The sequence below is a fragment of the uncultured Roseobacter sp. genome (assembly GCF_947492555.1).
GTDB lineage: Bacteria > Pseudomonadota > Alphaproteobacteria > Rhodobacterales > Rhodobacteraceae > Roseobacter.
The window spans coordinates 21,376-44,717 of sequence record NZ_CANLNE010000005.1 but is presented as its reverse complement, the minus strand read 5'-3'; the positions used below and the strand labels follow the sequence as shown (position 1 = coordinate 44,717).

The following is a 23,342-nucleotide window of genomic DNA, read 5'->3' as shown; positions in this document are numbered from 1 at the left end:
GCCCCTTTGAAAGGACGTGTGACATGAGTCCACTCGACAGGACACCCCCCTCGTTGCGGGGTCAGGACGGCGAAGGCTCGGTGCAGGTCCATCAGGACGAAAGTGCCAAGATCGAGGGCGCCAAGGTCTTTTCGGTCTACGGCAAGGGCGGGATCGGGAAATCGACCACCTCGTCGAACCTGTCGGCGGCGTTTTCCATGCTGGGCAAGCGGGTGTTGCAGATCGGCTGTGACCCGAAGCATGACAGTACGTTTACGTTGACCGGCAGCCTCGTGCCCACGGTGATTGATATTCTGAAGGAGGTGGATTTCCACCCCGAGGAGCTGCGCGCCGAGGATTTTGTCTTTGACGGCTTCAACGGCGTGAAATGCGTCGAAGCCGGGGGGCCCCCCGCAGGTACCGGCTGTGGCGGTTATGTGGTTGGCCAGACCGTGAAGCTGCTGAAACAGCATCATCTGCTGGAAGACACCGATGTGGTGATCTTTGACGTGCTGGGCGATGTGGTCTGCGGCGGGTTTGCAGCGCCTTTGCAGCACGCGGACCGGGCGTTGATCGTCACCGCCAATGATTTCGACAGCATCTATGCGATGAACCGGATCATTGCCGCCGTGCAGGCGAAATCGGCCAATTACAAGGTGCGGCTGGCGGGCTGTGTCGCCAACCGCAGCCGCGAGACTGATGAGGTGGATCGGTACTGCAAGACCGTGGGGTTCAACCGGATCGCGCATATGCCGGATCTGGACGCCATTCGCCGGTCGCGGCTGAAGAAAAAGACGCTCTTTGAGATGCCGGATGATGAAGAGATCGTGCAGGTGCGCAAGGAGTACATCCGCCTTGCCGAAACGCTGTGGAACGGCACGGAACCGTTGGCCCCTGCCCCGCTGCCCGATCGAGATATTTTTGAACTGCTGGGATTTGACTGATGCGGGACGTCGCCCCTTTCACTTCACCGGCCGCTGTGCCTGAGGCCGCGTTGCAGGCGCGGTCCGGGTATGATGCGACCCTGGGGCGCGTCGAGACCTATTTCGACAAGACCGCGACCAAGACCTGGGCGCGGCTGACCTCGGATGCGCCGGTGTCTCGAATTCGCGAGACGGTCCGGCAGGGGCGCGACCGGATGCGGGCGCTGATGCTGAGCCGTCTGCCCGCCGATCTGACCGGACATCGTGTGTTGGATGCTGGCTGTGGCGCGGGGCAGATGACGGCGGAACTGGCCGCGCGCGGGGCCGAGGTCCTAGCGATTGATATTTCACCGCAGCTTGTGGACATCGCCGAGCTGCGCCTGCCGGAAGAGTATCGCAAGCAGGTCACTTTTACCTCCGGCGACATGCTGGACACCGCCCTGGGCCGCTTCGACCATGTGATCGCGATGGACAGCCTGATCTACTACAACGCCAGGGACATCGGCACAGCGCTGGCCGGGCTGGAAAAGCGGACGGACCGCACGATTGTCTTCACTGTCGCCCCGCGTACCCGCCTGCTGATGGCGATGTGGTATGCGGGCAAGCTGTTCCCCCGGTCCGACCGCAGCCCGGTCATGATCCCGCACGCGCATCAACCACTGGCACAGGCCGCGCGCGCAGAAGGGGTCAGCGGCATGATCCGCCCGGTGGAGCGTATCTCTTCCGGGTTTTACATCTCTCAGGCGATGGAGGTGCGTGCATGACGTCGCGCCTGCAGTCCCTCTCGCTCAAGGCCATGCCCTTTGCCGATGCGGCCAGCGCTGACCTGCCGATGGGGCAGCTCTTGCGCCTGTCGCTGTTTCAGGTCTCGGTGGGGATGGCTTCGGTACTGCTGCTGGGCACGCTCAACCGGGTGATGATCGTGGAACTGAGCGTACCTGCGATGATCGTGGCACTGATGATCGCCCTGCCAGTGCTGATCGCGCCCTTCCGGGCCCTGCTGGGGTTCCGCTCGGATACCCACAAATCCGCGATTGGCTGGAAACGCATCCCCTACATCTGGTTTGGATCGCTGTGGCAGTTTGGCGGGCTGGCAGTGATGCCCTTTGCGCTTCTGGTGCTGGGCGGCGATGTGGTGCACGACATTCCCTTTGCGGGTGAGGTGCTGGCCGCACTTGCTTTCCTGATGACCGGTCTTGGCATGCATATGACGCAAACCGCCGGGCTGGCTTTGGCCTCGGACCGGGCCACGGACGAAACCCGACCCCGGGTCGTTGCGCTCCTCTATGTCATGTTCCTTGTCGGCATGGGGATTTCGGCGGTGATCATGGGCGTGCTGCTCACCGATTTCACCGCGCTGAAACTGATCCGCGTGGTCCAGGGCGCCGCCGTCGTGGGCATCGCGCTGGTGCTGATTGCCCTTTGGAAACAAGAACATGTGCGCCCGATGAGCCGCGAGGAGCGGGCGGAACCCCGCCCGGCCTTCTCGGAGGCATGGCGCGATTTCATGACGGGCGGGCGCGCCGGACGGCTGCTGGCCTGCGTCTTTGTCGGCACCATGGCCTTCAACATGCAGGACGTTCTGCTGGAACCCTATGGCGGCGAAATCCTCGGGCTGTCCGTCTCTGCCACCACCTTGCTCACCGCCCTCTGGGCCGCAGGCGCGCTGATCGGGTTTGCGCTGGCCGGGCGGCGGTTGTCGGGTGGCTCCAACCCCTACCGTCTGGCCGGGGCCGGGATCGTGGCGGGTATTTGGGCCTTCTCCATGGTGATCTTTGCCGCACCGATGAATTCAAACGCACTGTTCTTTGCAGGGGCGGGCGTCATTGGCTTTGGCGGCGGGCTTTTCGCCGTGGCCACGCTGACCGCGGCCATGACCATGCCCGCGACCGGCAGGGCGGGCCGGGGTCTTGCCCTCGGGGCCTGGGGCGCGGCCCAGGCCACCGCGGCGGGCGTCTCCATCGCCATCGGCGGGGGCCTGCGCGACTGGGTGGGCCATGCGGCCACCTCCGGCCAGCTTGGCGAGGTCCTGAACAGCCCCGCCACCGGATATTCATTCGTTTACCACACCGAGATTGGCCTCTTGTTTGCCACGCTCGTAATCCTGGGACCGCTCGTGCGCCAAAGTGGCCCCCTCACCCCGACGGAACGCGGCACCCGGCCCATGGGCCTCGCCGATTTCCCGACATGACCCCGTTTCAGGAGGAAACACTATGACTGGAACATTCTTTGGCGAATTCGATCTGGCGAGCCTTTCGCTCTGGCTCTTTTACGTGTTCTTCGCGATCCTCATCATCTGGATTCAGCGTGAGAACATGCGCGAGGGCTATCCGCTGGAAGATGACGAGGGCAACAAGTCCTCCAACCCCAGCATGTGGCCCCTGCCCGAGGATAAGACCTTCAAACTGCCGCATGGGCGCGGCGAGGTCACCGTGCCGAGCGGCCAGACGCCGGAACGCGCGGATATCGCGCTGAAACGGGTCGGGCCGGGTAATGGCTATCCGCTGGAACCGACGGGTGATCCGATGCTGGACGGGGTTGGACCTGCCAGCTGGGCCCCGCGCCGCGATGCGCCGGAACTGGACGGCCATGGGCACCCCAAGATCGTACCGATGTCCGGGGCCGAAGGCTTCCATGTCGCCGCAGGCCGTGACCCGCGCGGGCTGCCCGTTGTTGCCGGAGACGGCGAGATCGTAGGTAAGATCGTGGACATGTGGCTCGATGAACCGGAACAGTTGGTCCGCTATCTGGAGCTGGAACTAGATAGCAAGTGGGGCTCCGGCAACCGCCTGCTGCCGATCACCTTCGCCCGCATCCGGTCGAACCGCGTCAGCGTGCATGCCCTGCACGGCAAGCATTTCGCCACCGTGCCCACCATCGCCAGCCCGCGCCAGGTGACCCTGCTCGAAGAGGACAAGATCTCGGGCTACTACGGCGGCGGCAAGCTCTTTGCCGGGAACCGCGCCGAACCGAAACTCTGACCACCTGCGCGCGGGTGGCCAAGGGCCCGCGCGCATCAACCCGCAAATGGAGATACTCGCCATGTCCCATGATGATTTCGAGATCGAGCCCGTGGAAGGGCTGCCCGAGGAGCCACCCAGAGGAGAGCAGATCCTCTGGCAGGGGCGCCCCGACTGGTGGCGCCTCAGCATCGAGGCGCTCAGCCTGAAATGGGTGGCGGGCTATTTTGCCCTGCTTGCGATCTGGCGATTTCTCTCCGGTGTCGACCTGATGCCGCTCGGCCGGGCGATCGGATCGGCGGTGCCCTTTGTCCTGCTGGGTCTGGTGGTCTGCGGGCTACTGATGCTGGTGGCCTACGTGCAGGCGCGGGCCACAGTGTACACGGTAACTGACGCCCGCGTCGTGATGCGGATTGGGGCCGCGCTCACCATCACGCTGAACCTGCCCTACACGCAGGTGGGCAACGCCATGCTGGATTTGCGCAAGGGCGGCACCGGCACCATCGCGCTGGAGACCATCGGCGATACCAGGCTGAGCTATCTGGTCTGCTGGCCGCATGTCCGCCCCTGGCACATCAAACATACGCAGCCCGCGCTGCGCTGTATCCCCGAGGCGGAAAAGGTCGCCCGCCTGCTGGCCGAGGCCGCAGAGGCACGCGTATCTGTACCGCATGTAAGCCGCGCCCTGCCCCGCACAGCCGTGGCAGCGGAGTAAGCGGATATGAGCACCCACACCCACCCCCGCATCCATGCCAAGCCCGAAGAGCTGGTGCCCCGCATCCTTGTGCGCATCATGTTCGGGCTGGTCGCCTGCGTGCTGGTGATCGTGAGCCTCGCCACGCTCACCGGTCGCCCGGTGCAGAACACGCCCCCCGTCGCCCCGATCATCGCGGAGCGCGCGATCATCCTGACCGGCGATGCCTCGGGCGCTGCGCGTGTCTTTGACACCAATGGCGTACTGATTGCCGATTTCCCGTCTGACAAGGGCGGCTTTGTCGCTGGTGTCGAACGGGTGCTGGCCCGCACGCGCGGGCTGCAGGGCATCGACCCCGCCACCCCCGTTCTTTTGCAATTGCGCGAGGGCAACCGCCTGTCGCTGCATGACCCCGCCACCGGATGGTCCGCCGAGCTTATGGGCTTTGGCGCATCCAACTCCCGCGTCTTCGCCAGACTGCTGGACCAACCCTGAACCTTAGGAGGAAGCCACCTATGGGACTACTGACGAAAGACTTTGAACGTGCCCCCTGCACGGTCGAAATCAGCCACAAATTCGAGAGCCTGCATGCGCATGTGCGGTTCGACAACGGCGCCGTGATCTACCCCGGTGACGAAGTGAAGGTGCACGGCGACGAGATCATGGCCCCTTTCGGTGAGATCGTCACCGAGAAGCGTGAGGCCACGATCATCCGCGCCAGCAAGCTCGAACAGCTCTGGACCCGCCTGACGGGCGATTTCGAGGTCATGGAGCTGTGTGAATTTTCCTTCTCTGAGGAGGTCACACTATGAACGTTCAGACCCCCCGCCCCTCTGATGCGCCGAAAAACCTCAAGCATACGGCGGACGCCACCACGGTCGAGGAAGGCCTCGCAATCCAGGAAGAGCAGGCCAAGTTCGACAGCAAGGCCGCGACCGAGATCGCCATGCAGAACACCCTGCTGACGCCACGGTTCTACACCACCGATTTCGACGAGCTGGATGCGATAGATGTGTCGTCCGTGCGTGAGGATTGGGACAAGCTGATCGACCAGATGGTGTCAGACCCCAACAAGGGCCATTTCCGCAAGAATGAAGACTGGGACCATGTGGATTGGGACGGGATGGAACCGGGCCTGAAGAAGGAGTTCATCGACTTCCTGATAAGTTCCTGCACGGCCGAGTTTTCGGGTTGCGTGCTCTACAAGGAAATGAAGCGGCGCGGGGCCAACAAGGACATCACCCAGCTGTTTCAGCTGATGGCGCGGGATGAGGCGCGGCATGCGGGCTTCATCAACGATGCGCTGCGCGAAGCGGGTGTGGCGGTGAACCTTGGGTTCCTGACACAGAAGAAGAAGTACACCTACTTCAGACCAAAGTTCATCTACTATGCCACCTATCTTTCCGAGAAGATCGGCTATGCGCGGTACATCACGATTTTCCGCCACCTTGAGGCGCATCCAGAGCATCGGTTCCACCCGATCTTCAAGTGGTTTCACGAGTGGTGCAATGATGAGTTCAGCCACGGCGAAGCCTTTGCACTGCTGATGAAGACCAATCCCAAGCTGACAAGCGGGTTCAACGTCTATTGGATCAAGTTCTTCCTGACGGCGGTCTATGCCACAATGTATGTCCGCGACCACCAGCGCCCCGCCTTCCACGAGGCTTTGGGGGTTGATCCGGATTGGTATGCGCATGAGGTCTTTACCAAGACCTCGAAGCTCAGCGAGCAGATTTTCCCGATCACGCTGGACATCGACCATCCGCGCTGGCAGCCGACGCTGGAGAAGCTGCAGAAGGCCAATGCAGACCTGGCCAAGGCGACGCAAGAAGGTCGGTTCTTTGCCAAAATCGGCGCCCAGGCGCGGGCGGCGGCGGCCTTTGTGTCGCTGATCACGATCCCGGCGAACAAACATCAGGTGCCAACCTCGACCCGGCTGGAGCCGGCGTATTGAAACAGGCGCACATCATAGATGTTTGCGCTTCAGGCAGGCGCGGGCGCTGGGGCCATACGAGGCCCTGCGCGCCCGGTCTCCCTTGCGGGAGACGTGACCCGTGAACCTCTGGACGCCTGCCCTTTTTGCGCTGTTTCTGTGGTGGTTTTCCACCGGTGCGATCCTTTGGGTGGTGAAGTCTGCAGATCGCAACGGGTTGGCCGCACGCAAGCGTGCGGTGCTGCTGGGTCTGCCGTTCCTCGGGCTTGGCTGTCTGGGGTTCTGGGCGTCGCTGCAGGATGCGTCGGCTTTCGGGGCCTACACGGGCTTTGTTGCAGCGCTGGCGATCTGGGGCTGGATCGAACTGGCGTTCCTGACCGGGATCATCACCGGGCCCAACGACCACAAACTGCCTGAGAATGTCCCGGAATGGGAGCGGTTTATCCGCGCCTGGGGCACGCTTGCCTATCACGAGATGCTGCTGGTGGCGACGCTGATCGCGATGGTGCTGATCGACTGGAATCTGGGTGCTGAGAATAAATTCGCCACCTGGACCTTTGCGGTGCTGTTCTTCGCGCGTCTCTCCGCCAAGCTGAACCTGTTTTTCGGCGTGCCCAAGATCAACATCGATTTCCTGCCCGAAGCGCTCGCCCATCTGCCGAGCCACTTCCGGCACCGCGCGATGAACTGGTTTTTCCCGATCTCCATCACCGCGCTGACTTTTGCCGCAGCCTGCTGGCTGGAACGGCTCTATGCCGCCGAGACCGCAGGCGCCATCGCAGGGTTCACCCTGCTGACCGCCATCACCGCCTTGGCGCTTTTCGAGCACTGGATGATGGTGCTGCCAATCCCGGACGAGAAACTCTGGCGCTGGATGATGCCAACTGAAGCGCCGACAAAAAATCAAAATCAACCTATACCGACAGCTAAAATCAAGGGGGGACATCATGGACTTTGATGCACTGTTCCAGACACAGCTCGATGAGCTCAAGAACGATGGCAACTACCGCATCTTCGCGGAACTGGAGCGCAAGGCTGGGGCCTTTCCGACCGCGAAATGCCATGATGAGGACAGCCCTGATCAGGTGACCGTCTGGTGCTCGAACGACTATCTGGGCATGGGCCAGCACCCTTCCGTCATCAACGCGATGAAAGAGGCGATTGATAATTGCGGTGCAGGCGCAGGCGGGACCCGCAACATCTCGGGCACCAACCACAATCACAAACTGCTGGAGGCAGAACTGGCCGACCTGCACGGCAAGGAGCAGGCGCTGCTGTTTACCTCGGGCTATGTCTCGAACTGGGCGGCGCTTAGCACGCTGGGCGCGCGGATCCCCGATTGTGTGATCCTCAGCGATGAACTGAACCATGCCTCTATGATCGAAGGCATTCGTCACTCCCGCGCCAACAAGGTGCTGTGGCGGCATAACGACCCGGAAGACCTGGATCGCAAACTGGCCGCCCTGCCCGCCAATGCGCCAAAGATCGTGGCGTTTGAGAGCGTTTATTCCATGGACGGCGACATCTGCCCGATGAAAGAGATCGTCGAGGTGGCCGAAAAGCACGGCGCCATGACCTATCTCGACGAGGTGCACGCGGTGGGCCTTTACGGACCGCACGGTGGTGGCATTTCGGAACGCGAGGGGCTGGCGGACCGTATCACCCTCATTGAAGGCACCCTGGGCAAGGCCTACGGCGTCGTGGGCGGCTATATCACGGGCTCTGAGGCCTTATGCGACTTTATCCGGTCCTTTGCCTCCGGTTTCATCTTCACGACCGCCCTGCCCCCCGCTGTGGCGGCCGCAGCGCAAACCTCGATCCGGCATCTCAAGCAGTCCGATCAGGAGCGCCTTTTGCAGCGCGAGCGCGTGGCCTATCTGCGCAAACGGCTGGATATGGAAGGTATCCCGCATCTGGACAACCCCAGCCATATCATCCCCGTGATGATCAAGGACCCGGTCAAGTGCCGCATGATCGCGGACTACCTGATGCAGCAGTACGGAATCTACGTACAGCCCATCAACTACCCGACGGTCCCGAAGGGCACCGAACGGCTGCGCTTCACCCCCTCCCCGCTGCACAGTGTCGATGATATCGAAAAACTTGTGCTCGCGCTCAAGGAGCTGTGGAAGCAATGCGCAATATCGCACGCAGTGGCCTGAGCGCGCGACATTGTGACTGTTGACTCTGATCGATATCTCCTACGTTGTACCCCAAGCAACTAAGGAGATAACGATGATACGTACCTTTGCAGCCATCATAGCGATCAGCTTTGCCGCCCCGGCATTCGCCGACGGCCATTCGGCAGGTGACGCGGCAGCTGGCGAAAAGACCTTCAACAAGTGCAAGTCCTGCCACATGATCGAGACAGATGACGGCGAGGTGATCGTCAAGGGCGGGAAGACCGGCCCGAACCTCTATGGTGTTATCGGTCGCCAAGCGGGCAGTGCTGACTTCCGCTATGGCGATGATCTGGTTGCCGCCGGAGAAGCCGGCCTCGTCTGGGATGAAACGACCCTGGCGGAATACACTGCGGACCCCCGCGAATTCCTGCGCACCTATCTTGACGATTCCAAAGCCAAATCGCGCATGGCCTTCAAGTTGAAGAAAGGTGGCGAAGACGTTGCAGCCTACCTCGCTTCGGTAGGCCCACAGAGCTAAACCTGACGAACACACAACAAGCCGTCGCTCGTGACCCGGGCGGTGGCTATTTTTTTGCCTGCACCTTGACGCTTTACTGTGAAACGGTCACCGCATCAGGCAAAATCTCTTCCAGCAACCCATTCAGGAAATCCTGCACTTTATCGTGCCGCACCCGCGCAAGCCGCCGTCCTGTGGCGGTCTGAAAAGAACCGCTCAACGTCAACAGCTTGGTTTGGAAATGATCCATGGCAAAGGCCCGGTCATCAAGCGCCCGTCGGTCTGCCCCCGGATCGAACGGGTCACAGATTGGCCGGTTCATCTGGCCCGACACATGAAAACAGCGCGCGATCCCGATATGCCCTATGGCGTCGAGCCGGTCCGCGTCCTGTAGAATCTTCGCCTCTAGCGTAGTGGGTACAATACCCGCAGAAAAGCTATGGGCCTCAATGGCATGTCGTACTTTTTCGACATCCCCTGCGGTCCAGTTCAGGCTGTCCAGCACGTGCGCCGCCTTTTCGGCTGCCATGCGCGAAGCAGATGATCTCAACGGTGAATCCTTCGGCACGTGAACGCAATCGTGCAAGAGTGTCGCAGCTGTCAAAACCGGCCTGTCACCGCCTTCCTCTGCCATGAGCCTTTCGGCGTTCCCCCAGACGCGCAGGAGATGCCCGACATCATGCGCCGCATCCATCGGCTCGCCGAGGGTGGCCTGTAGCAAATGTTCCGCAAGCTCTTGATGGGGTGCAAACCGGCTGGCAACCGACCTCATACGATAATCCTGACCTCTGCCACATCGGCGTCGACATCCTGACAAGCTGCCAGCAACCGGCGCTCCAGATGCGTCTGCACGTAGGCCGCGTGAAAGCGGGACGGAGCGCGCAGGGTCAACCGCCCCCCTGCCCTTTCCGCACGTTCCAGCGCCGCGATCCAGCTGGCATATGTGCCTGCGTCCTCGGTATGCAGGACAAGCCGCGCCAACGCCCATTCCGTGCCGTTGGAGACGTCGGGGGCTGCAACGGACCCGCGTACCGGCAAGGGCACGACCTGCGGCTGCGCATCCCCCTGCCCCATGCGCACTTCGAAGTCGGAGCCGACGCAGGCCCATGTCACGGCAGTGTCGGTCAACAACTGATCGATGCCCAGCCCATATTGCGTCACACGTCCGCGCGCGCCCTGGCGTTTCACCACCAGCCAGCCCCGGCCCCGCAGCTGCGCCATCTCCCGTTTCACAGTGCGTTCATCAACGGACCACAGCCGTGCGATTTCACGCTGCCCTACGGCAAGCTCGTCACGGGCCCAATTGTACCGCGCGGTGATCAGGGTCATCAGTCGAAGCGCTCTGCGCTGATCATGCTTGCCCTGCGACAGGGCAAAAGCCCCCAAAGCGGTCAACAGATCATATTTGCGTGCAGACGCTCCACGACCTACCGGTTTCGTGGAAAGCATGGAACTGCCCTCATTTTATGTGATGTACGGCCATTGGCCGGTACTGCCTCGGAAACGGGCTGATGTGTCAGCCTCTTTCGGCTTGGTCTGGAAAACCCGCCGCTTTTCAATGTGGTTCCCTGATTTGCGTCCGATTGAACGATTCTGTCAAGCTTGAAGTCATTCGGGCCCTGGTGACGCCCCTGAAATCAGAAAGAAAAATTGGTTTAAAGGTATTGGGGGACGTTCAATATGTCCCCTATTTCCATGGTTTTGTCCCCCAATAGGATGTGGGGTCATAAAAACTGTCCCCCAATATCTCGTCCTATCACGAGGGGCAGTGTCTCCCGCAGGGAATCACCGCTGTAGTGCATATCCCCCTTTGTCCTCACGTTGTCCGTGTCTGCGAAAATCTGCTCTTGTGATCATATTCGCTTTTGCATTTTTCTCCAAATCCGCGTAAATCTGGAAAAAACAAGAATTAGCGTCCCCGCGGGGACAGAAGATAACAGGCATTCCATGTTTACACATACGGATCTGGCACGGCTACAGGCGCAATCGCTTAAGATGCAGGGGTTCATTCGGCAGCAGACCTATAGCCCGCAGAATGAAAAGACCCTGCGCCGCTTTTCCAGCTGGGAAGTGGCCGAGCTGATCTTCAAGGTGAACCAGTCCACGATGCGGGGGCGGCTGGCAGCAGACCCTACCCTGCCCCAGGGCACGGTGGAGGCCGATGGCCGCCAGCATTGGTACAGCCTCGAAGAGATCAACGAGCTGCGCCGCCGCCTCAAGGTGAACCGCAAGTCTCTGATGCCTTACCGGCCGGTCGGCAAACGGGCGATGCGCGCCGCCATCGCGAACTTCAAAGGCGGCGCGGGCAAGTCCACTGTCGCCCTGCACTTTGCCCATGCCGCGGCCCTGGACGGCTACCGCGTACTCTGCGTCGATTTTGACCCGCAGGCGACGCTCAGCCATTCTATGGGCCTCAGCGATGTGGCCGAAGAATACACTGTCTGGGGCATCATGGCGCGCGATCTGGCGAGCGAGACGGAGCGTATGAACCGTGCCAGCCAAGGGGCGGAGAGCGGCACCGCCCTGCCCCAACGCCGCCTGCCCGCCAGCATCACTGACATGGGGCTTGCCGACCTGCGCGCCGCGGATTTCATCAAACCGACGAACTGGCCAACCATCGACATCGTACCCTCCTGCGCCAATGCCGCCTTTGTCGAATTTGCCTCCGCCCAGTACCGACACCTGAACCCCGAATGGTCGTTCTTTGCTGCCGTCTCGCGCTTCCTCGACCAGCTGCCCGCCGACGCCTATGACCTGGTGCTGTTCGACTGCCCGCCCGCTATCGGCTATCAGTCGATGAACGCGGTCTTTGCCGCCGATATGCTCTACATCCCCTCCGGGCCGGGTTATTGGGAGTACGACAGCACCACGTCCTTCATCGGTCAGCTCTCTGAGGCACTGGAGGATCTCAGCCGCTTCAACGGACTTGTCCCCGCGGGGACAATGAACCTGCCCAAGGCATTTCTTGACCTGCGGTTCCTGCTCACCCGGTTCGAGCCCAACAATGATCTGCACCGCGCGATGCAGCAGGCCTTCATCAAGGTCTGGGGCGATAGGGTCGCGGAACACCCGATCGAAATGACCCGCGCAGTAGAGCAATCAGGCCGGTTCCTGTCCTCGATCTACGAGATCGACTACCGCGACATGACACGCGAAACCTGGCGACGGGCCCGCGCGAGTTTCGATCAGGCCTATGGGGAGTTTCACAGACATCTCTGCGCGGCCTGGGATCAATTGGAGGATGAGGCATGAGCAAGCGACGCGTCTTTGACATCGACTTTGACGAGGCGGCTGTCCCCGCGGGGACGGAAGAGGCCCCTGCCCGCCGTGGACCCATGGCGGCGGCGATTTCCGAGAACGCCGACGCCCTGAGCGCGCGTCAAGCGGCAGAGGCCGAGATCCGGGCGGAGAATGACCGGCTCGCCCATGAATACGTGGCGCTCAAGAAAAACGGCCAGATCGTCGGGATGGTGGCGCTGGACCAGATCACGGCGGTAAAACTGATCCGGGATCGGGCGGCGGATCGCGACCCTGATCTGGACGAGTTGAAAGCCTCTATTCTGGCCGTAGGATTGTCCAATCCAATCCATGTGGAGGAAGTCGCGGACGGTTATGAGCTTATTCAGGGCTTTCGTCGTCTCAGCGCCTACCGCGAGCTCTTTGCCGAAACCGGTGAGGCGCGCTTTGCGCAGATCCCCGCGACGCTGCAGGCGCGCGGCGCGCAGCTCGATCACCTCTACCGGCGCATGGTGGACGAGAACCTCGTGCGACGCGATATTTCCTTTGCAGAGATGGCGCAGCTGGCCATGTCCTATGCCAACCGAAGCGGGCAAAGCGTGGCGGCGGCGATCGAGGCGCTTTACGCCTCTGCCGGACGGCAAAAACGCAGCTACATCCGGCATTTTGCACAGCTGCTGACGGTGCTGGGTGGGGATTTGAAACACCCCGAGGTGATCCCTCGCGCCACGGGCTTGAGCCTCGTGAAACTGCTGGAGGAAAACCAGCGCTTTGCCGGACAGGTGCGCGCGGTGCTGAACAGCCAGCCGGACCGCGATGCCGCCCTGGAGTTGTCCCTGCTGCGCAGCGCCGTCAGTGGCGGGCAGACCAAGCCGAAAAAAGCCAAGGCGCCGACGCCCAGATCCTCCGCCAAGACCACCATCAAACTGAACCGTCCGGAGGGGGTTGCGAAATGTACCGCGTCCTCCGGTCGGTTCGAGGTGACGCTGGATCACGATTTCGGGTCCATTGAACCGCGTCGGCTGGAGGCTGCCGCACGCGCGTTTTTGGACAGTCTCAAGGACTAGGTTTGCAGGAAATCTCTGATGTGCGCCGCGACTTCTTTCGGCGCTTCTTCATGAGCGAGATGGCCTAGGCTCGGCAGGTCGATCACGCGTGCGTCACGCATGCGCTTTGCTGCTTCGTGAGAAACCTTTGCCGGGACCGCGCCATCCTTGCCGCCTGCGAGGAACAGCACCTGGCTCGTAATCTCAGGCAGCGCGCGCGACAATTCGGTCAGGGACCATTGCGACATCATGAGCAATGTGGCGTCGACATGATCACGATCTGCCACCAGGCGGCGGTAAAGATCCAGGCCTTCCGCGTCCAGTTCAGAGCCTGTTCCCCTTATTAGAGCCTTGATCCGCGCCGGTGATGCAGAGGTGGCCGAGAACAGGCTGGCGCTGAACGGAATGGCCGCCAGCATCTTGGCGAGCGCGGGAAAGAGCACGCCAGCGATGCCGTCAAATGTGTCCAGTGCGGGATTGATGCCGGCAATTCTGAGAGGTTGTCCCCGCGGGGACAGCATCATTTGCGACAGTCGCAACGCCAGCGCGCAGCCTGCGGAGTGGCCGATGATGATGTCGGGGTGCCAATCTTCCTGATCGCAGAGTGCCTTGATGTCTTCCGCCATGGGGTTCAGCCCGCACCGATGTCTGGCCCCCAGCTGTGTGAACCCTTGCCCGGGCAAGTCGAGCGCAACGATATGATGGCTTTCCCGAAGCTCGGCCATGAGCCCGCGCATGGAGTGGGTGCTGCCCCCGGCGCCGTGCAGCATCAGCATCGTCGGACCTGCGCCGGTTTCCTGAATGTGCCACCTGTGCGGCGCGGCAAGCACCTGGCGCGACAGCGCCGCATTCGGCCAATCTGAAGGGGGTGGCCAACGCATGGACCGCTACCCCTGCAGAGCGGCGCTCACAGCGCCTGTGAGCGCCTGTGCGTCTGCGCGGGGGAGTGGGAGGTACTGACCGTCGAATTGGCCTGCCAGGGCCTTCAGGGTCGCCTGTGGGCGCGCGGACATGTCGATGACCAGCGTCTGAATGCCGTGGGCACGAAAAACATGGGCCATCTGCTCGGCGTCCTCCATCGCTTGGGTGCGGTTCGTGCTGCCATCCAGCGCGATATTCGCGCGCCCGTCGGTCAGCACGATTAATGTGGGCGTGAGGCCCTTGCTGCGTGTCTGTGTGGCCAGTGCCAGCGCGTGCTGCAATCCGGTGGCCAAAGGCGTGCCGCCGCCGCCGGGCAGGCTGGCCAGACGCCGTTTGGTCTGCACCAGGGATCGGGTCGGCGGGAGCAGCAGATCAGCGGTCGACCCCCGGAACGAGATCAGCGCCACGTGATCGCGCGCCGCATAGGCCTGCGCCAGCAGTAACTCAACCGCGCCCTTTGCCTCGTTCAGGCGCGAAACGGCTGCGGAGCCCGAGGCGTCCACGGTAAAGATCAACAGCCGGTCAGACTGTTCGACATAGCGTTTCAGCCGGATATCAGACGGGCGGATCAGCAGTCCCGGCGTATTCGGCTGGGCTTCGCGTCGGATCGGCTGCCACGGCGCGGCAGCGCGTAGGGTCGCTATGAGATCGATCCGGCTGCGGCCGTCCAGTCTGCCGGGCCGGGAGGGCAGGGGACGTCCCCGCCGATTGCCTTTGCGCTTTTGGCCCGCGCCGTCTCCGCCCGTGCGCCGTCCTGTCCCCGCGGGGACAAGCCCGGCCAGAAGGTCTGGCGGCAGAAGTGCCCGCACCGCTTCAACCAGCATGTCGCCTTCTGGCATGCGGGATGACGCGTCGCTTTCAGCTTCTTGGCCCGTTTCGGGGTTGGAGGGTGGGGGCGCCTCGTTTTCTGGTTCGGCTTGTGGCAGGCGCGTCGCCCTGTGCGGGAATACGAGGCATGCCGCAACCTCCAGATCCGTCTGCTCCAGAGATGTGCGCTTATGGGTGGCGGCGTGCACGCGGGCGACCCGCAAGGCCATCAGCGGCACGCGCAAGCTATCGATGCCAAACTGGGCCGCCAGCAGGACCAGCGTCTCTGCATCTGTCGCAGAGGCGCTCACCGCTGCAGGCGTCACGGAAAGTGTCCCCGCGGGGACAACCCGCCAGTCTTTTGGCATACGACCCTCCGGCGCGATGTGAAACGGCAGGCGTTCGGCGAGGGCAGGGGGAAGGGTTTCATCCGGTTCGGCGCCCTCGTCCAGCGCGATGAGGCAATGACCGATATCGCGATCCATCTGATGGGCCAGCTTGGCGGCCAGATCGCCGCCGCAACGCTCAGCCATTCCGACAACCATCGTACGTGGATCAGATAATATTCCTTTATTTTCAATTACTTGACTGTAATTCAGGGTTGCGCTGAGGTCGAGGCCTCCAAACAGTTGTTCATCGGAAATGGAGGGATGGATTCTGCGCATGTTCAGCGGTTGTAAGATGCTGAGCAGCCGGTCGCGATCCGGGCTGGCACGCATGCGAATGCTTGCGCCCGCCAGGTATCCGGGGGCGGACAGCAGCAGGCGCAGGCAGAGCGCCGCGCGCGCCCAGCTGTCCGCGTCCGGCGTCACCCCAGAACCTCGTCGACGGTGCGCAGGACGCGGGTTCCGGATCCGGCTTCATCCAGCGGATCGCGGCGCAGGCGGTGGGAGAGGGCGGAGGGGGCGACGGCCCGCAAATGGTCACGGCTCAGTTTCCGCCTTCCCTGATAGGCGGCCAGCGCGCGGGCGGTGCGCAGCAGCGTCAATTCTCCGCGCAGCCCGTCTGAGCCAAGAGCGATGCACAGGGCGGCGCAATCTTCGAGAATCGCGTCCGGCGTTGCGATTTTCGGCAGCCGTTTGCGGGCCTTCAGGATCGTGTCGCGGATCTTTGCATCCTCGGCGCTGTAGTGGGCCATGAACGCGGCGTGATCAGTCTCAAAAGCGTCGCGGCGTTTGATCACCTCGACCCGTTCGGTCACATCATTGGGTGAGCGTACCTCGACGGACAGGCCAAACCGGTCGAGCAGTTGCGGGCGCAATTCGCCCTCTTCGGGGTTGCCGGATCCGACCAGCACGAAACGCGCGGCATGGCGGATTGACAGCCCTTCGCGTTCCACAACGTTCTCGCCGGATTGCGCGACGTCCAGCAGCAGATCGACGATGTGATCCTCCAGCAGATTGACCTCATCGATGTAGAGATAGCCGCGATTGGCACGGGCCAGCAGGCCGGGTTCAAACGCCTTTTCCCCGCGCGTCAGGGCGCGTTCGATGTCCAGCGCGCCGACCACCCGATCTTCGGTCGCGCCCAAGGGCAGATCAATGACGGGCGTCGGGCGGGAGACCAGCTTTTTCGACCCTAACTCGGCCCATTCCGGGCATTCCGCGCTTTTGGCGGAGTTGACGGGGCAGCTTTCCACGGCTCGAATAGGGGGCAGCAAGGCCGCCAGGGCCCGCACGGCGGTGGATTTGCCGGTGCCCCGGTCGCCGAAGACCAGAACGCCACCGATGCCGGGATCAACCGCCGTCAGCACCATGGCCTGTTTCATGGCCTCCTGACCGACGATGGCGGAGAAAGGGAAGGGGGTGTTCATAGATGCAGATCCAACGTGTCGAGCGGGCTTTTCCCGCCCCAGGAGCCGGTCTCGCCGAGAATGGCGAAACGGGCATAGAGTTCTTCGGAAAACCAGTTCCCGTCCCTTACGGCGCGAATGGCTGCCGCATGGGGTCCGTTTTCGCGGGCGAACCCTGCCATGGCGCTGGCATCCGGCCAGATGGAGAAGGTGATCTGATGCAAAAGCGGCACCTCGCCAATACCGATCTTGAAGGCGACGTTCCGATCTGCCCCGATCATCCGGCTGATGTCGGGCACGCGCCGCCAGAATTTGAGCGCGATGGCCGGCTTGATCGTTGCGCGGGTCAGGGCGGCGAGGGGGCCTTTGGACGTCTCCGCAGTGGCATGAAAGGGCGTTTTTCCCGACCATTGGCCCCGCGCCGAGGTGGTTTCCAGAAATATCGTCCAGTTTTCCGATGCGCGGCGGCGATACCGCGCGTAAATTCGCGCGTCTTCAGTCTGGGTGCGCGCCGTCATCTCATCCGGCCAACTGGCCAGAATCGCATAGACGGCGGTGTTGGGCAGAGGCGTGAAGCCTTCGCCCGTACCGGAGCCGCAGAGCTTCCAGAAACCGATACCGGGCACCTTTGGCAAAGCCAGGCGTGCAAAGCCCATCATCGCGAGTGCCCAGAGCCGCGCGGTTGGGCGCGCAAAGCGAAAAAAGCTCAAAGATACAATGGGTGTGTCGGTCATTGCGCGCGGTATTTGTCCCAAGTGTCAAGTAAGTCTGACACGCAAAAGCCCGAATTGGAAGAACGCAATTGTCAAGTTAACTAGACACATCTACTGTATCAGTGTGATGACACGTGTTGATCCCATCGAATCTGCTGAGGCCGCCACGGCGGGACGAAACCGGGCGATTGTGATCGGTGCGGGCCTGGGTGGTCTGGCGGCGGCGATGCGGCTTGGCGCGAAGGGCTACCGGGTCACAGTGATCGACAAGCTGGATGTGCCCGGCGGGCGGGGGTCGGCCATCTGGCAGGACGGACATCGGTTTGATCTGGGCCCAACAATCGTGACCGTGCCACAGCTTTATCGTGATCTCTGGGCGGCCTGCGGGCGGGATTTCGATGCGGATGTGACGCTGAAATCGCTCGATCCGTTCTATCAAATCCGCTGGCCGGACGGCACGACGTTCGTTGCGCAGCAGGACACCGACAAGCTGCGTGCCGAGGTCGCAAAGCTTGCGCCCCATGATGTTGCCGGGTTCGACCGTTTTCTGAAAGACAGTGCCGCGCGCTACTGGTTCGGGTTCGAGGATCTGGGGCGCCGGTCGATGCATCAGCTTTGGGAGCTGATCAAGGTGCTGCCCACCTTTGCGATGCTGCGCGCGGATCGGTCCGTCTATGCCCATGCCGCACGGCGCGTGAAGGATGAAAAGCTGCGCATGGCGCTGAGTTTCCACCCGCTGTTCATCGGCGGTGACCCGATGCATGTCACCTCGATGTATATCCTCGTGGCCTATCTCGAAAAGGAATTCGGGGTGCATTATGCCATGGGCGGTCTGGCGGGCATGGCACGCGCCATGGCGGATGTGATCGAGGATCAGGGCGGCACGCTGCTGATGGAAACACAGGTGGATGAGATCGTGGTCCGCGACGGTGCCGTGACCGGGGTGCGGCTGGCCTCCGGTCTGGAAATGGGCGCCGATGTGGTCGTTTCCAACGCTGATTCCGGGCACACCTACAATAGCCTTTTGCGTAATCACAAAAAGCGGCGCTGGACGCCGAAACGTTTGGCGCGGACGCGGTATTCGATGAGCCTGTTTGTCTGGTATTTCGGCACCAGAGGCACTGCGGATAAATGGCCGGATGTGGGCCACCACACCATTCTGAACGGGCCGCGCTATACCGGGCTGCTCAGGGATATCTTCATCAAGGGCAAGCTCTGCGACGACATGAGCCTTTACGTGCATCGCCCGTCGGTGACGGACCCGTCGGTGGCGCCCGAGGGGGATGACAGCTTTTACGTGCTCAGCCCGGTGCCGCATCTGGGGCATGACAACGGTGTCGATTGGGCGGAGGAAGAGCCGCGTTACAAGGCGAAGATGCTCAAGGTGCTGGAGGATCAGCTGTTGCCCGGGTTGGGCGAAAAGATCAGCACCGAGGTTGTGTTCACGCCCGAGACATTCCGCGACCGCTACCTCAGCCCCTTTGGCGCGGGCTTTTCCATCGAGCCGCGCATTCTGCAAAGCGCGTGGTTTCGCCCGCATAATGTCTCCGAAGAGGCGAAGGGTCTCTTTCTGGTGGGTGCGGGCACGCATCCCGGGGCAGGGGTGCCGGGGGTGATTTCCACGGCTGAAGTATTGAGCACCCTGGTGCCGGATGCGGAGCCGGTTCGATGAGGATGCAAGGGAGGATGTCCGGTGATTGCGCCTGCTGATCTTGACCACTGCCGCGAGGCGATCCGGCACGGGTCGCTGTCCTTTCATGCGGCGTCACGGCTGTTACCGGCGCGCGTTCGTGACCCGGCGCTGGCGCTTTATGCCTTTTGCCGTCTGGCGGATGACGAGGTTGATCTGAAGGCCGAGAAGGTGGAGGCGGTGCTGCGTCTGCGTGATCGGCTGGATGCGGTGTACGCGGGCAGACCGCAGAATGCGGCTCCGGACCGAGCCTTTGCCGCGATCGTCGAGGATTTTCAGATGCCCCGCGCGCTGCCCGATGCCCTCCTGGAAGGGCTCGCGTGGGACGCAGAGGGGCGCCGATATCACACGCTTTCCGACGTGCGGTCCTATTCCGCCCGGGTTGCCTCCGCCGTGGGGGCGATGATGTGTGTGCTGATGGGCGTGCGGGATGCCGATGCGCTGGCGCGGGCCTGTGATCTGGGCGTGGCGATGCAGCTGACCAATATCGCGCGGGACGTGGGCGAGGATGCTCTGGAAAACCGTATCTATCTGCCGCTCGACTGGCTGGACGAGGCGGGCATTGACGTCGAGGATTTCCTGGCCAGCCCGAAACCCACCAAGGCTCTGCGCAAGATGGTCAAACGTCTGGTGATGGAGGCGAACCGGCTTTACATGCGCTCGGAGGCCGGGGTCGGGGCCTTGCCCCGCGGCTGCCGCCCGGGGATTTACGCCGCGCGGTTCATCTATGCGGGGATCGGTGGCCAGCTGACGGCGATGGGGTACGATTCCATTTCGGCTCGGGCCCGTACCAGCAAGGCGCAGAAAATCGGCTGGCTGGGGCAGTCGATGCTCCTAACCGCGGCGGGTCTGGTGATGCCGCGATCTCCGGTGCTTTTTGCCAAGCCGCTGCCCGAGGTGCAGTTCCTGGTCTCGGCGGCGGCGCGCAACACGACTACGACATCGCGCAGTGATACGCTGATTTCGGTGCTGGCGACGCTGGAGGCGCGCAGGCAGGCGCAACGTGAGCGCTTGACCGGTCGCAGGACTGGTCTTACCTAGGCGCATGTTCTGGTTCCTCTTCTGCATCTTCCTCGCGGCCTGTTTGGCGGCAGGCGTCACCGGTGGGCTGTTTGCGCCCGGTCCCTGGTATCGCAGCCTTGACAAGCCCTGGTTCACGCCGCCCGATTGGGTGTTCCCGGTCACGTGGATGGTGCTCTACGTCTGTATCGCGACCGCTGGCGCGCGGGTTGCGATGCTGGAAGGGAACGGGGTCGCCATGGCCTTCTGGGCGCTGCAGATTGCGTTCAACGGATTGTGGACACCGGTTTTCTTTGGCCTCAAGAACATACGCCTCGGTATGGCGATTGTCTCGCTGCTCTGGCTGTCGGTGCTCTGCGGGATTTTGGCGATGTGGTCGCTGGATGTGATCGCGGCCCTGCTGTTCGTGCCCTACCTGATCTGGGTGAGCATCGCGGCGGCGCTGAATGCTGGCGTCTGGCGGTTGAACCCTGAGGTCGCGCGCCACCCGCCGCCGGTGCCGTCTTAAAGGCTAGTCGAAACTCCAGTGCCGACGGCGGGGCACCCGCACGGCCAGCATCGGTTTGATCAACGGGCTGCGGAACCGCCGCAGGTCCAGCGCTTCATGCACGCCGGTGACGCGTTCCTTGCCCAGCTGAATTTCCACAGCCGAGCGTGTGTAGAACGGCGCGTCCAGCATGCCGAGCTTTTGTTTGGGCGCAGGTCCCGGATCGGACCGGGTTTCGCGCTTTACCGCCCAGAGGCTGCGGGGCAGGCGGGTCTTGGGGGGCAAGGGGATTGCCGCGCCGTGTCCGTCTTCGTCAAAGTGGAACCCTGCCGCGAGCTGTGAGCCATCCAGCCGGGTGGCGTCGTAGAAACACGTGGCCCCGTCGCCGGTCGGAAACCGACCCCATGTCCAATAACTGAAATCCTCTTCGAGGGCGCGGGTCCCGAAATTGGCGTCGAAATATCCTTCGCCCTCCCACTGCCAGCCCGGTCTGTCGATTGTGACCTCGATCCGTGATTTCGGCGCAAAGGGGCGCCAGATATGCGCGCCATCCTCGGTCAGCGGCAGTTCCACGGATGTCAGCGCCGAGGGGGTCACGCGGATCTGCCCGCGCAGGCGGTTGATCAGCGGCGGCCCGGAGATCTCGTCGATGTCGATGATTAGCTGCGCACCATTCCAGCGCATCATCGAGGGGCCAACCTCAAGCCGCGAGGCGGTCTGCCGCAGGGCAGAGGTGCCGCGATCCGTCATGGCAAAGCGCCCGCCCGGACCATAGGTCGCCACGTTGATACAGACGTGGTTGTGCGGGTTTTTGCGCCCGGACCAGCGGTACCAGGGTGAGAAGACCGACCCGATGAACCCGATGACGGAGACCGCGCGGGTGCCGCAATCGCTCAGGCCGTCGACATACCACCACGCATAGCCGTTTGGCCCGACTTTGATGTCGAAGTTTGGCCGCGCAAGATCGCCTCGGCCGCGTGACGGGCGGAGAGGGTGGCCATCGGCAGGCCCGCGCCCGGATGTGTCCCGCCGCCCGCCAGCCACAGCCCCCGGATCGGTGTCTGCGCCGTGGGCCGCCTCAGCGCCGCGGTCAGCCCGTGCGGCGTTTGCCCGTAGAGCGCGCCTAGCGTTTCGGGGAACATCTCGGCGAACTGCTGCGGTGTCGTGATCGCTGTGGCGGTCGGTGTCGGCGACATAGTCACGCCCATATCCGCCATCCTCTGCATGATCTGATGATGCCATAGGTCCAAATCCGTTGGAGGGGTGAGTGTTGAGGTGGCCGGCGCGTTCGAGATGATCTCAAAGCGCTCCTTTGTGCAAGGGGGGCTGTCCTGGCCGCGATCCTCGGCGCAGAGATAAAGCGTCGGGTCGCGGGGGATTTTGCCGGCCATCAGGTCATCGAATTCCGACCGGGGATCATCGGCGAAAAAGACGTTGTGATGGGCGAGGTCGACCCCCGAGGGGATCGCGGCAAAGCTGTGTACGCGCGCCGAAAAGGACCGGGGCAGTCTGGCGGTTTGCGGCGCAACGCAGGTCAGGGCCGCTCCCATGCTGCCGGTGGCCAGTGCGCGCGGATCCCCGGCGTAGACAATCGTATCGGCGTCCAGCTGTTCACCGCCGTTGATTTCTACGCCGGTGACCGCCCCGCCGATAACATTGATCCGGTCCACGTGGGTGTTGCGGCGCAGGTGGACACCCCGATCCAACGCAAGCCGGGTCAGGGCCTCGGTCAGCGCATGCATGCCCCCTTTGACGACCCAGACACCTGCGGATTCCGCCTGCCAGATCAGCGACAGGATCGCCGGGCTGAGGTGCGGCGCGCCGCCGACATAGGTGGCATAGCGGCCAAAAAGCTGCGCCAGACGCGGATCGCTGAACTGCCGTTTCAGATGTGCCGCCAGCGTCGACAGCGGGGCCATGGCGGGGATCAGCGTGGGCTGGCGCAGCACACGGGGGATCAGTTTTGCCACTCGGGGGCGGGGGGCCTGCATCATCGGCGCGTCAAAAGCCGCGAACAGTCGGGCGGTGTGGGTGTGGAATTGACGAAACTCATTGGCTGCCGCACCGCCTGCAAAATCATCAATCGCGGCGATGGTGCGATCCGTGTCTGCGTAGAGATCAAGGCGGCTGCCGTCGGACCAGAAATGCCGGGCGAGGGTGTCCTGTTTGATCAGCGTCACATGATCGTCGAGCCGCGCGCCCGCGCAGGCAAAAAGCGCATCGAAGACATGGCGCAGGGTTAGCACCGTGGGGCCCGCGTCCACCGGTCCTGCGTCGCTGGGGAGGGTTCTGATCTTGCCGCCGGTGTGGCCGTGACGCTCCAGAAGCGTGACGGACATGCCGCCCGTGGCCAGCCTGAGCGCCGTGGCCAGCCCGGCAATACCCGCACCGATCACGATGGCCTCCGGGCGCGGGCGTCTCAGGGAAGGGGATTTCACAGCCATAGGGGATTGTTGACTCGCAGCGGCAATGTGTCCAGTATGATTTACACTTTAGTGTC

General features: G+C 62.7%; 24 protein-coding genes. 16 read left to right on the top strand and 8 right to left on the bottom strand.

Going from position 1 to position 23,342, the window contains the following annotated elements; translation table 11 throughout:
- Positions 1-23: 23 nt before the first annotated feature.
- From bchL to Q1A07_RS20030, 11 genes are all read left to right on the top strand, one after another.
- Positions 24-923: a ferredoxin:protochlorophyllide reductase (ATP-dependent) iron-sulfur ATP-binding protein gene (bchL, locus tag Q1A07_RS20080; RefSeq protein ID WP_299783943.1), complete on the top strand. Its 900-nt coding sequence runs from the start codon at positions 24-26 to the stop codon at positions 921-923.
- Positions 923-1,666 carry a magnesium protoporphyrin IX methyltransferase gene (bchM, locus tag Q1A07_RS20075; RefSeq protein ID WP_299783941.1) on the top strand — a complete coding sequence of 248 codons (744 nt, stop codon included), beginning with the start codon at positions 923-925 and terminating at the stop codon, positions 1,664-1,666. Before bchL ends, bchM begins: the two co-directional genes overlap by 1 nt.
- On the top strand, positions 1,663-3,093 hold the full coding sequence (locus Q1A07_RS20070; protein WP_299783939.1) for a PucC family protein: 1,431 nt from the start codon (positions 1,663-1,665) through the stop codon (positions 3,091-3,093). Before bchM ends, Q1A07_RS20070 begins: the two co-directional genes overlap by 4 nt.
- Positions 3,094-3,115: 22 nt before the next feature.
- Positions 3,116-3,883, top strand: coding sequence for a photosynthetic reaction center subunit H (gene puhA / locus Q1A07_RS20065; protein ID WP_299783937.1), 768 nt, complete (start codon positions 3,116-3,118; stop codon positions 3,881-3,883).
- Between the two features lie 61 nt (positions 3,884-3,944).
- The gene (gene puhB, locus Q1A07_RS20060; RefSeq protein ID WP_299783935.1) at positions 3,945-4,577 is read left to right on the top strand and encodes a photosynthetic complex putative assembly protein PuhB; all 633 of its coding nucleotides are present in this window, start codon (positions 3,945-3,947) and stop codon (positions 4,575-4,577) included.
- 6 nt (positions 4,578-4,583) lie between these two features.
- Entirely contained in the window at positions 4,584-5,051 is a 468-nt protein-coding gene (puhC, locus tag Q1A07_RS20055) for a photosynthetic complex assembly protein PuhC (protein ID WP_299783933.1), read from the top strand.
- Positions 5,052-5,071: 20 nt separating this feature from the next.
- Positions 5,072-5,368, top strand: coding sequence for a hypothetical protein (locus tag Q1A07_RS20050; protein WP_195822125.1), 297 nt, complete (start codon positions 5,072-5,074; stop codon positions 5,366-5,368).
- Positions 5,365-6,510, top strand: coding sequence for a magnesium-protoporphyrin IX monomethyl ester (oxidative) cyclase (gene acsF / locus Q1A07_RS20045; RefSeq protein WP_299783931.1), 1,146 nt, complete (start codon positions 5,365-5,367; stop codon positions 6,508-6,510). The genes Q1A07_RS20050 and acsF overlap by 4 nt, the downstream gene beginning before the upstream one ends.
- A 100-nt stretch (positions 6,511-6,610) precedes the next feature.
- Positions 6,611-7,447 (top strand): putative photosynthetic complex assembly protein PuhE, encoded by an 837-nt coding sequence (puhE, locus tag Q1A07_RS20040; protein ID WP_299783929.1) that lies wholly within the window; start codon positions 6,611-6,613, stop codon positions 7,445-7,447.
- Positions 7,437-8,651, top strand: coding sequence for a 5-aminolevulinate synthase (gene hemA / locus Q1A07_RS20035; RefSeq protein WP_299783927.1), 1,215 nt, complete (start codon positions 7,437-7,439; stop codon positions 8,649-8,651). Before puhE ends, hemA begins: the two co-directional genes overlap by 11 nt.
- Positions 8,652-8,724: 73 nt before the next feature.
- A complete protein-coding gene (locus Q1A07_RS20030) occupies positions 8,725-9,150 on the top strand; it encodes a c-type cytochrome (protein ID WP_299783925.1) in 426 nt (141 codons plus the stop codon).
- A gap of 73 nt (positions 9,151-9,223) precedes the next feature.
- On the opposite strand, the gene Q1A07_RS20025 is transcribed toward Q1A07_RS20030, so the two are convergent.
- The gene (locus Q1A07_RS20025) at positions 9,224-9,850 is read right to left on the bottom strand and encodes an HD domain-containing protein (RefSeq protein WP_299783923.1); all 627 of its coding nucleotides are present in this window, start codon (positions 9,848-9,850) and stop codon (positions 9,224-9,226) included.
- Positions 9,851-9,897: 47 nt separating this feature from the next.
- Complete coding sequence (locus Q1A07_RS20020) at positions 9,898-10,578, bottom strand: hypothetical protein (protein WP_299783921.1); 681 nt, start codon at positions 10,576-10,578, stop codon at positions 9,898-9,900.
- 498 nt (positions 10,579-11,076) lie between these two features.
- On the opposite strand from Q1A07_RS20020, the gene Q1A07_RS20015 reads away from it, so the two are divergent.
- Together Q1A07_RS20015 and Q1A07_RS20010 are read left to right on the top strand one after the other, a co-directional pair.
- A complete protein-coding gene (locus Q1A07_RS20015; RefSeq protein ID WP_299783919.1) occupies positions 11,077-12,381 on the top strand; it encodes an AAA family ATPase in 1,305 nt (434 codons plus the stop codon).
- Positions 12,378-13,433: a ParB N-terminal domain-containing protein gene (locus tag Q1A07_RS20010; RefSeq protein ID WP_299783917.1), complete on the top strand. Its 1,056-nt coding sequence runs from the start codon at positions 12,378-12,380 to the stop codon at positions 13,431-13,433. Before Q1A07_RS20015 ends, Q1A07_RS20010 begins: the two co-directional genes overlap by 4 nt.
- On the opposite strand, the gene bchO is transcribed toward Q1A07_RS20010, so the two are convergent.
- From bchO to crtA, 4 genes are read right to left on the bottom strand one after another with little or no spacing between them, the layout of a single operon-like run.
- Positions 13,430-14,293: an alpha/beta fold hydrolase BchO gene (bchO, locus tag Q1A07_RS20005; RefSeq protein WP_299783915.1), complete on the bottom strand. Its 864-nt coding sequence runs from the start codon at positions 14,291-14,293 to the stop codon at positions 13,430-13,432. The genes Q1A07_RS20010 and bchO overlap by 4 nt on opposite strands.
- 6 nt (positions 14,294-14,299) lie before the next feature.
- Positions 14,300-15,952, bottom strand: a complete 1,653-nt coding sequence (locus tag Q1A07_RS20000; protein WP_299783913.1) for a magnesium chelatase subunit D — start codon at positions 15,950-15,952, stop codon at positions 14,300-14,302.
- A complete protein-coding gene (gene bchI / locus Q1A07_RS19995) occupies positions 15,949-16,953 on the bottom strand; it encodes a magnesium chelatase ATPase subunit I (protein WP_299783911.1) in 1,005 nt (334 codons plus the stop codon). Before bchI ends, Q1A07_RS20000 begins: the two co-directional genes overlap by 4 nt.
- On the bottom strand, positions 16,950-17,666 hold the full coding sequence (gene crtA, locus Q1A07_RS19990) for a spheroidene monooxygenase (protein ID WP_299783909.1): 717 nt from the start codon (positions 17,664-17,666) through the stop codon (positions 16,950-16,952). The genes bchI and crtA overlap by 4 nt, the downstream gene beginning before the upstream one ends.
- Before the next feature lie 106 nt (positions 17,667-17,772).
- Here crtA and Q1A07_RS19985 point away from each other — a divergent pair, with 106 nt between their 5' ends.
- The 3 genes from Q1A07_RS19985 to Q1A07_RS19975 are packed head-to-tail and all read left to right on the top strand — an operon-like array spanning position 17,773 to position 20,863.
- Complete coding sequence (locus Q1A07_RS19985) at positions 17,773-19,317, top strand: phytoene desaturase (RefSeq protein ID WP_299783907.1); 1,545 nt, start codon at positions 17,773-17,775, stop codon at positions 19,315-19,317.
- A 21-nt stretch (positions 19,318-19,338) separates the two neighbouring features.
- The gene (crtB, locus tag Q1A07_RS19980; protein WP_299783905.1) at positions 19,339-20,376 is read left to right on the top strand and encodes a 15-cis-phytoene synthase; all 1,038 of its coding nucleotides are present in this window, start codon (positions 19,339-19,341) and stop codon (positions 20,374-20,376) included.
- Between the two features lie 4 nt (positions 20,377-20,380).
- Positions 20,381-20,863 carry a TspO/MBR family protein gene (locus tag Q1A07_RS19975; protein ID WP_299783902.1) on the top strand — a complete coding sequence of 161 codons (483 nt, stop codon included), beginning with the start codon at positions 20,381-20,383 and terminating at the stop codon, positions 20,861-20,863.
- 3 nt (positions 20,864-20,866) lie between these two features.
- Here Q1A07_RS19975 and crtC read toward each other — a convergent pair whose 3' ends face one another.
- Both crtC and crtD read right to left on the bottom strand, forming a co-directional pair.
- The gene (gene crtC, locus Q1A07_RS19970) at positions 20,867-21,739 is read right to left on the bottom strand and encodes a carotenoid 1,2-hydratase (protein ID WP_299784080.1); all 873 of its coding nucleotides are present in this window, start codon (positions 21,737-21,739) and stop codon (positions 20,867-20,869) included.
- A complete protein-coding gene (gene crtD / locus Q1A07_RS19965; RefSeq protein ID WP_299783900.1) occupies positions 21,736-23,286 on the bottom strand; it encodes a 1-hydroxycarotenoid 3,4-desaturase CrtD in 1,551 nt (516 codons plus the stop codon). Before crtD ends, crtC begins: the two co-directional genes overlap by 4 nt.
- Positions 23,287-23,342: the final 56 nt, after the last annotated feature.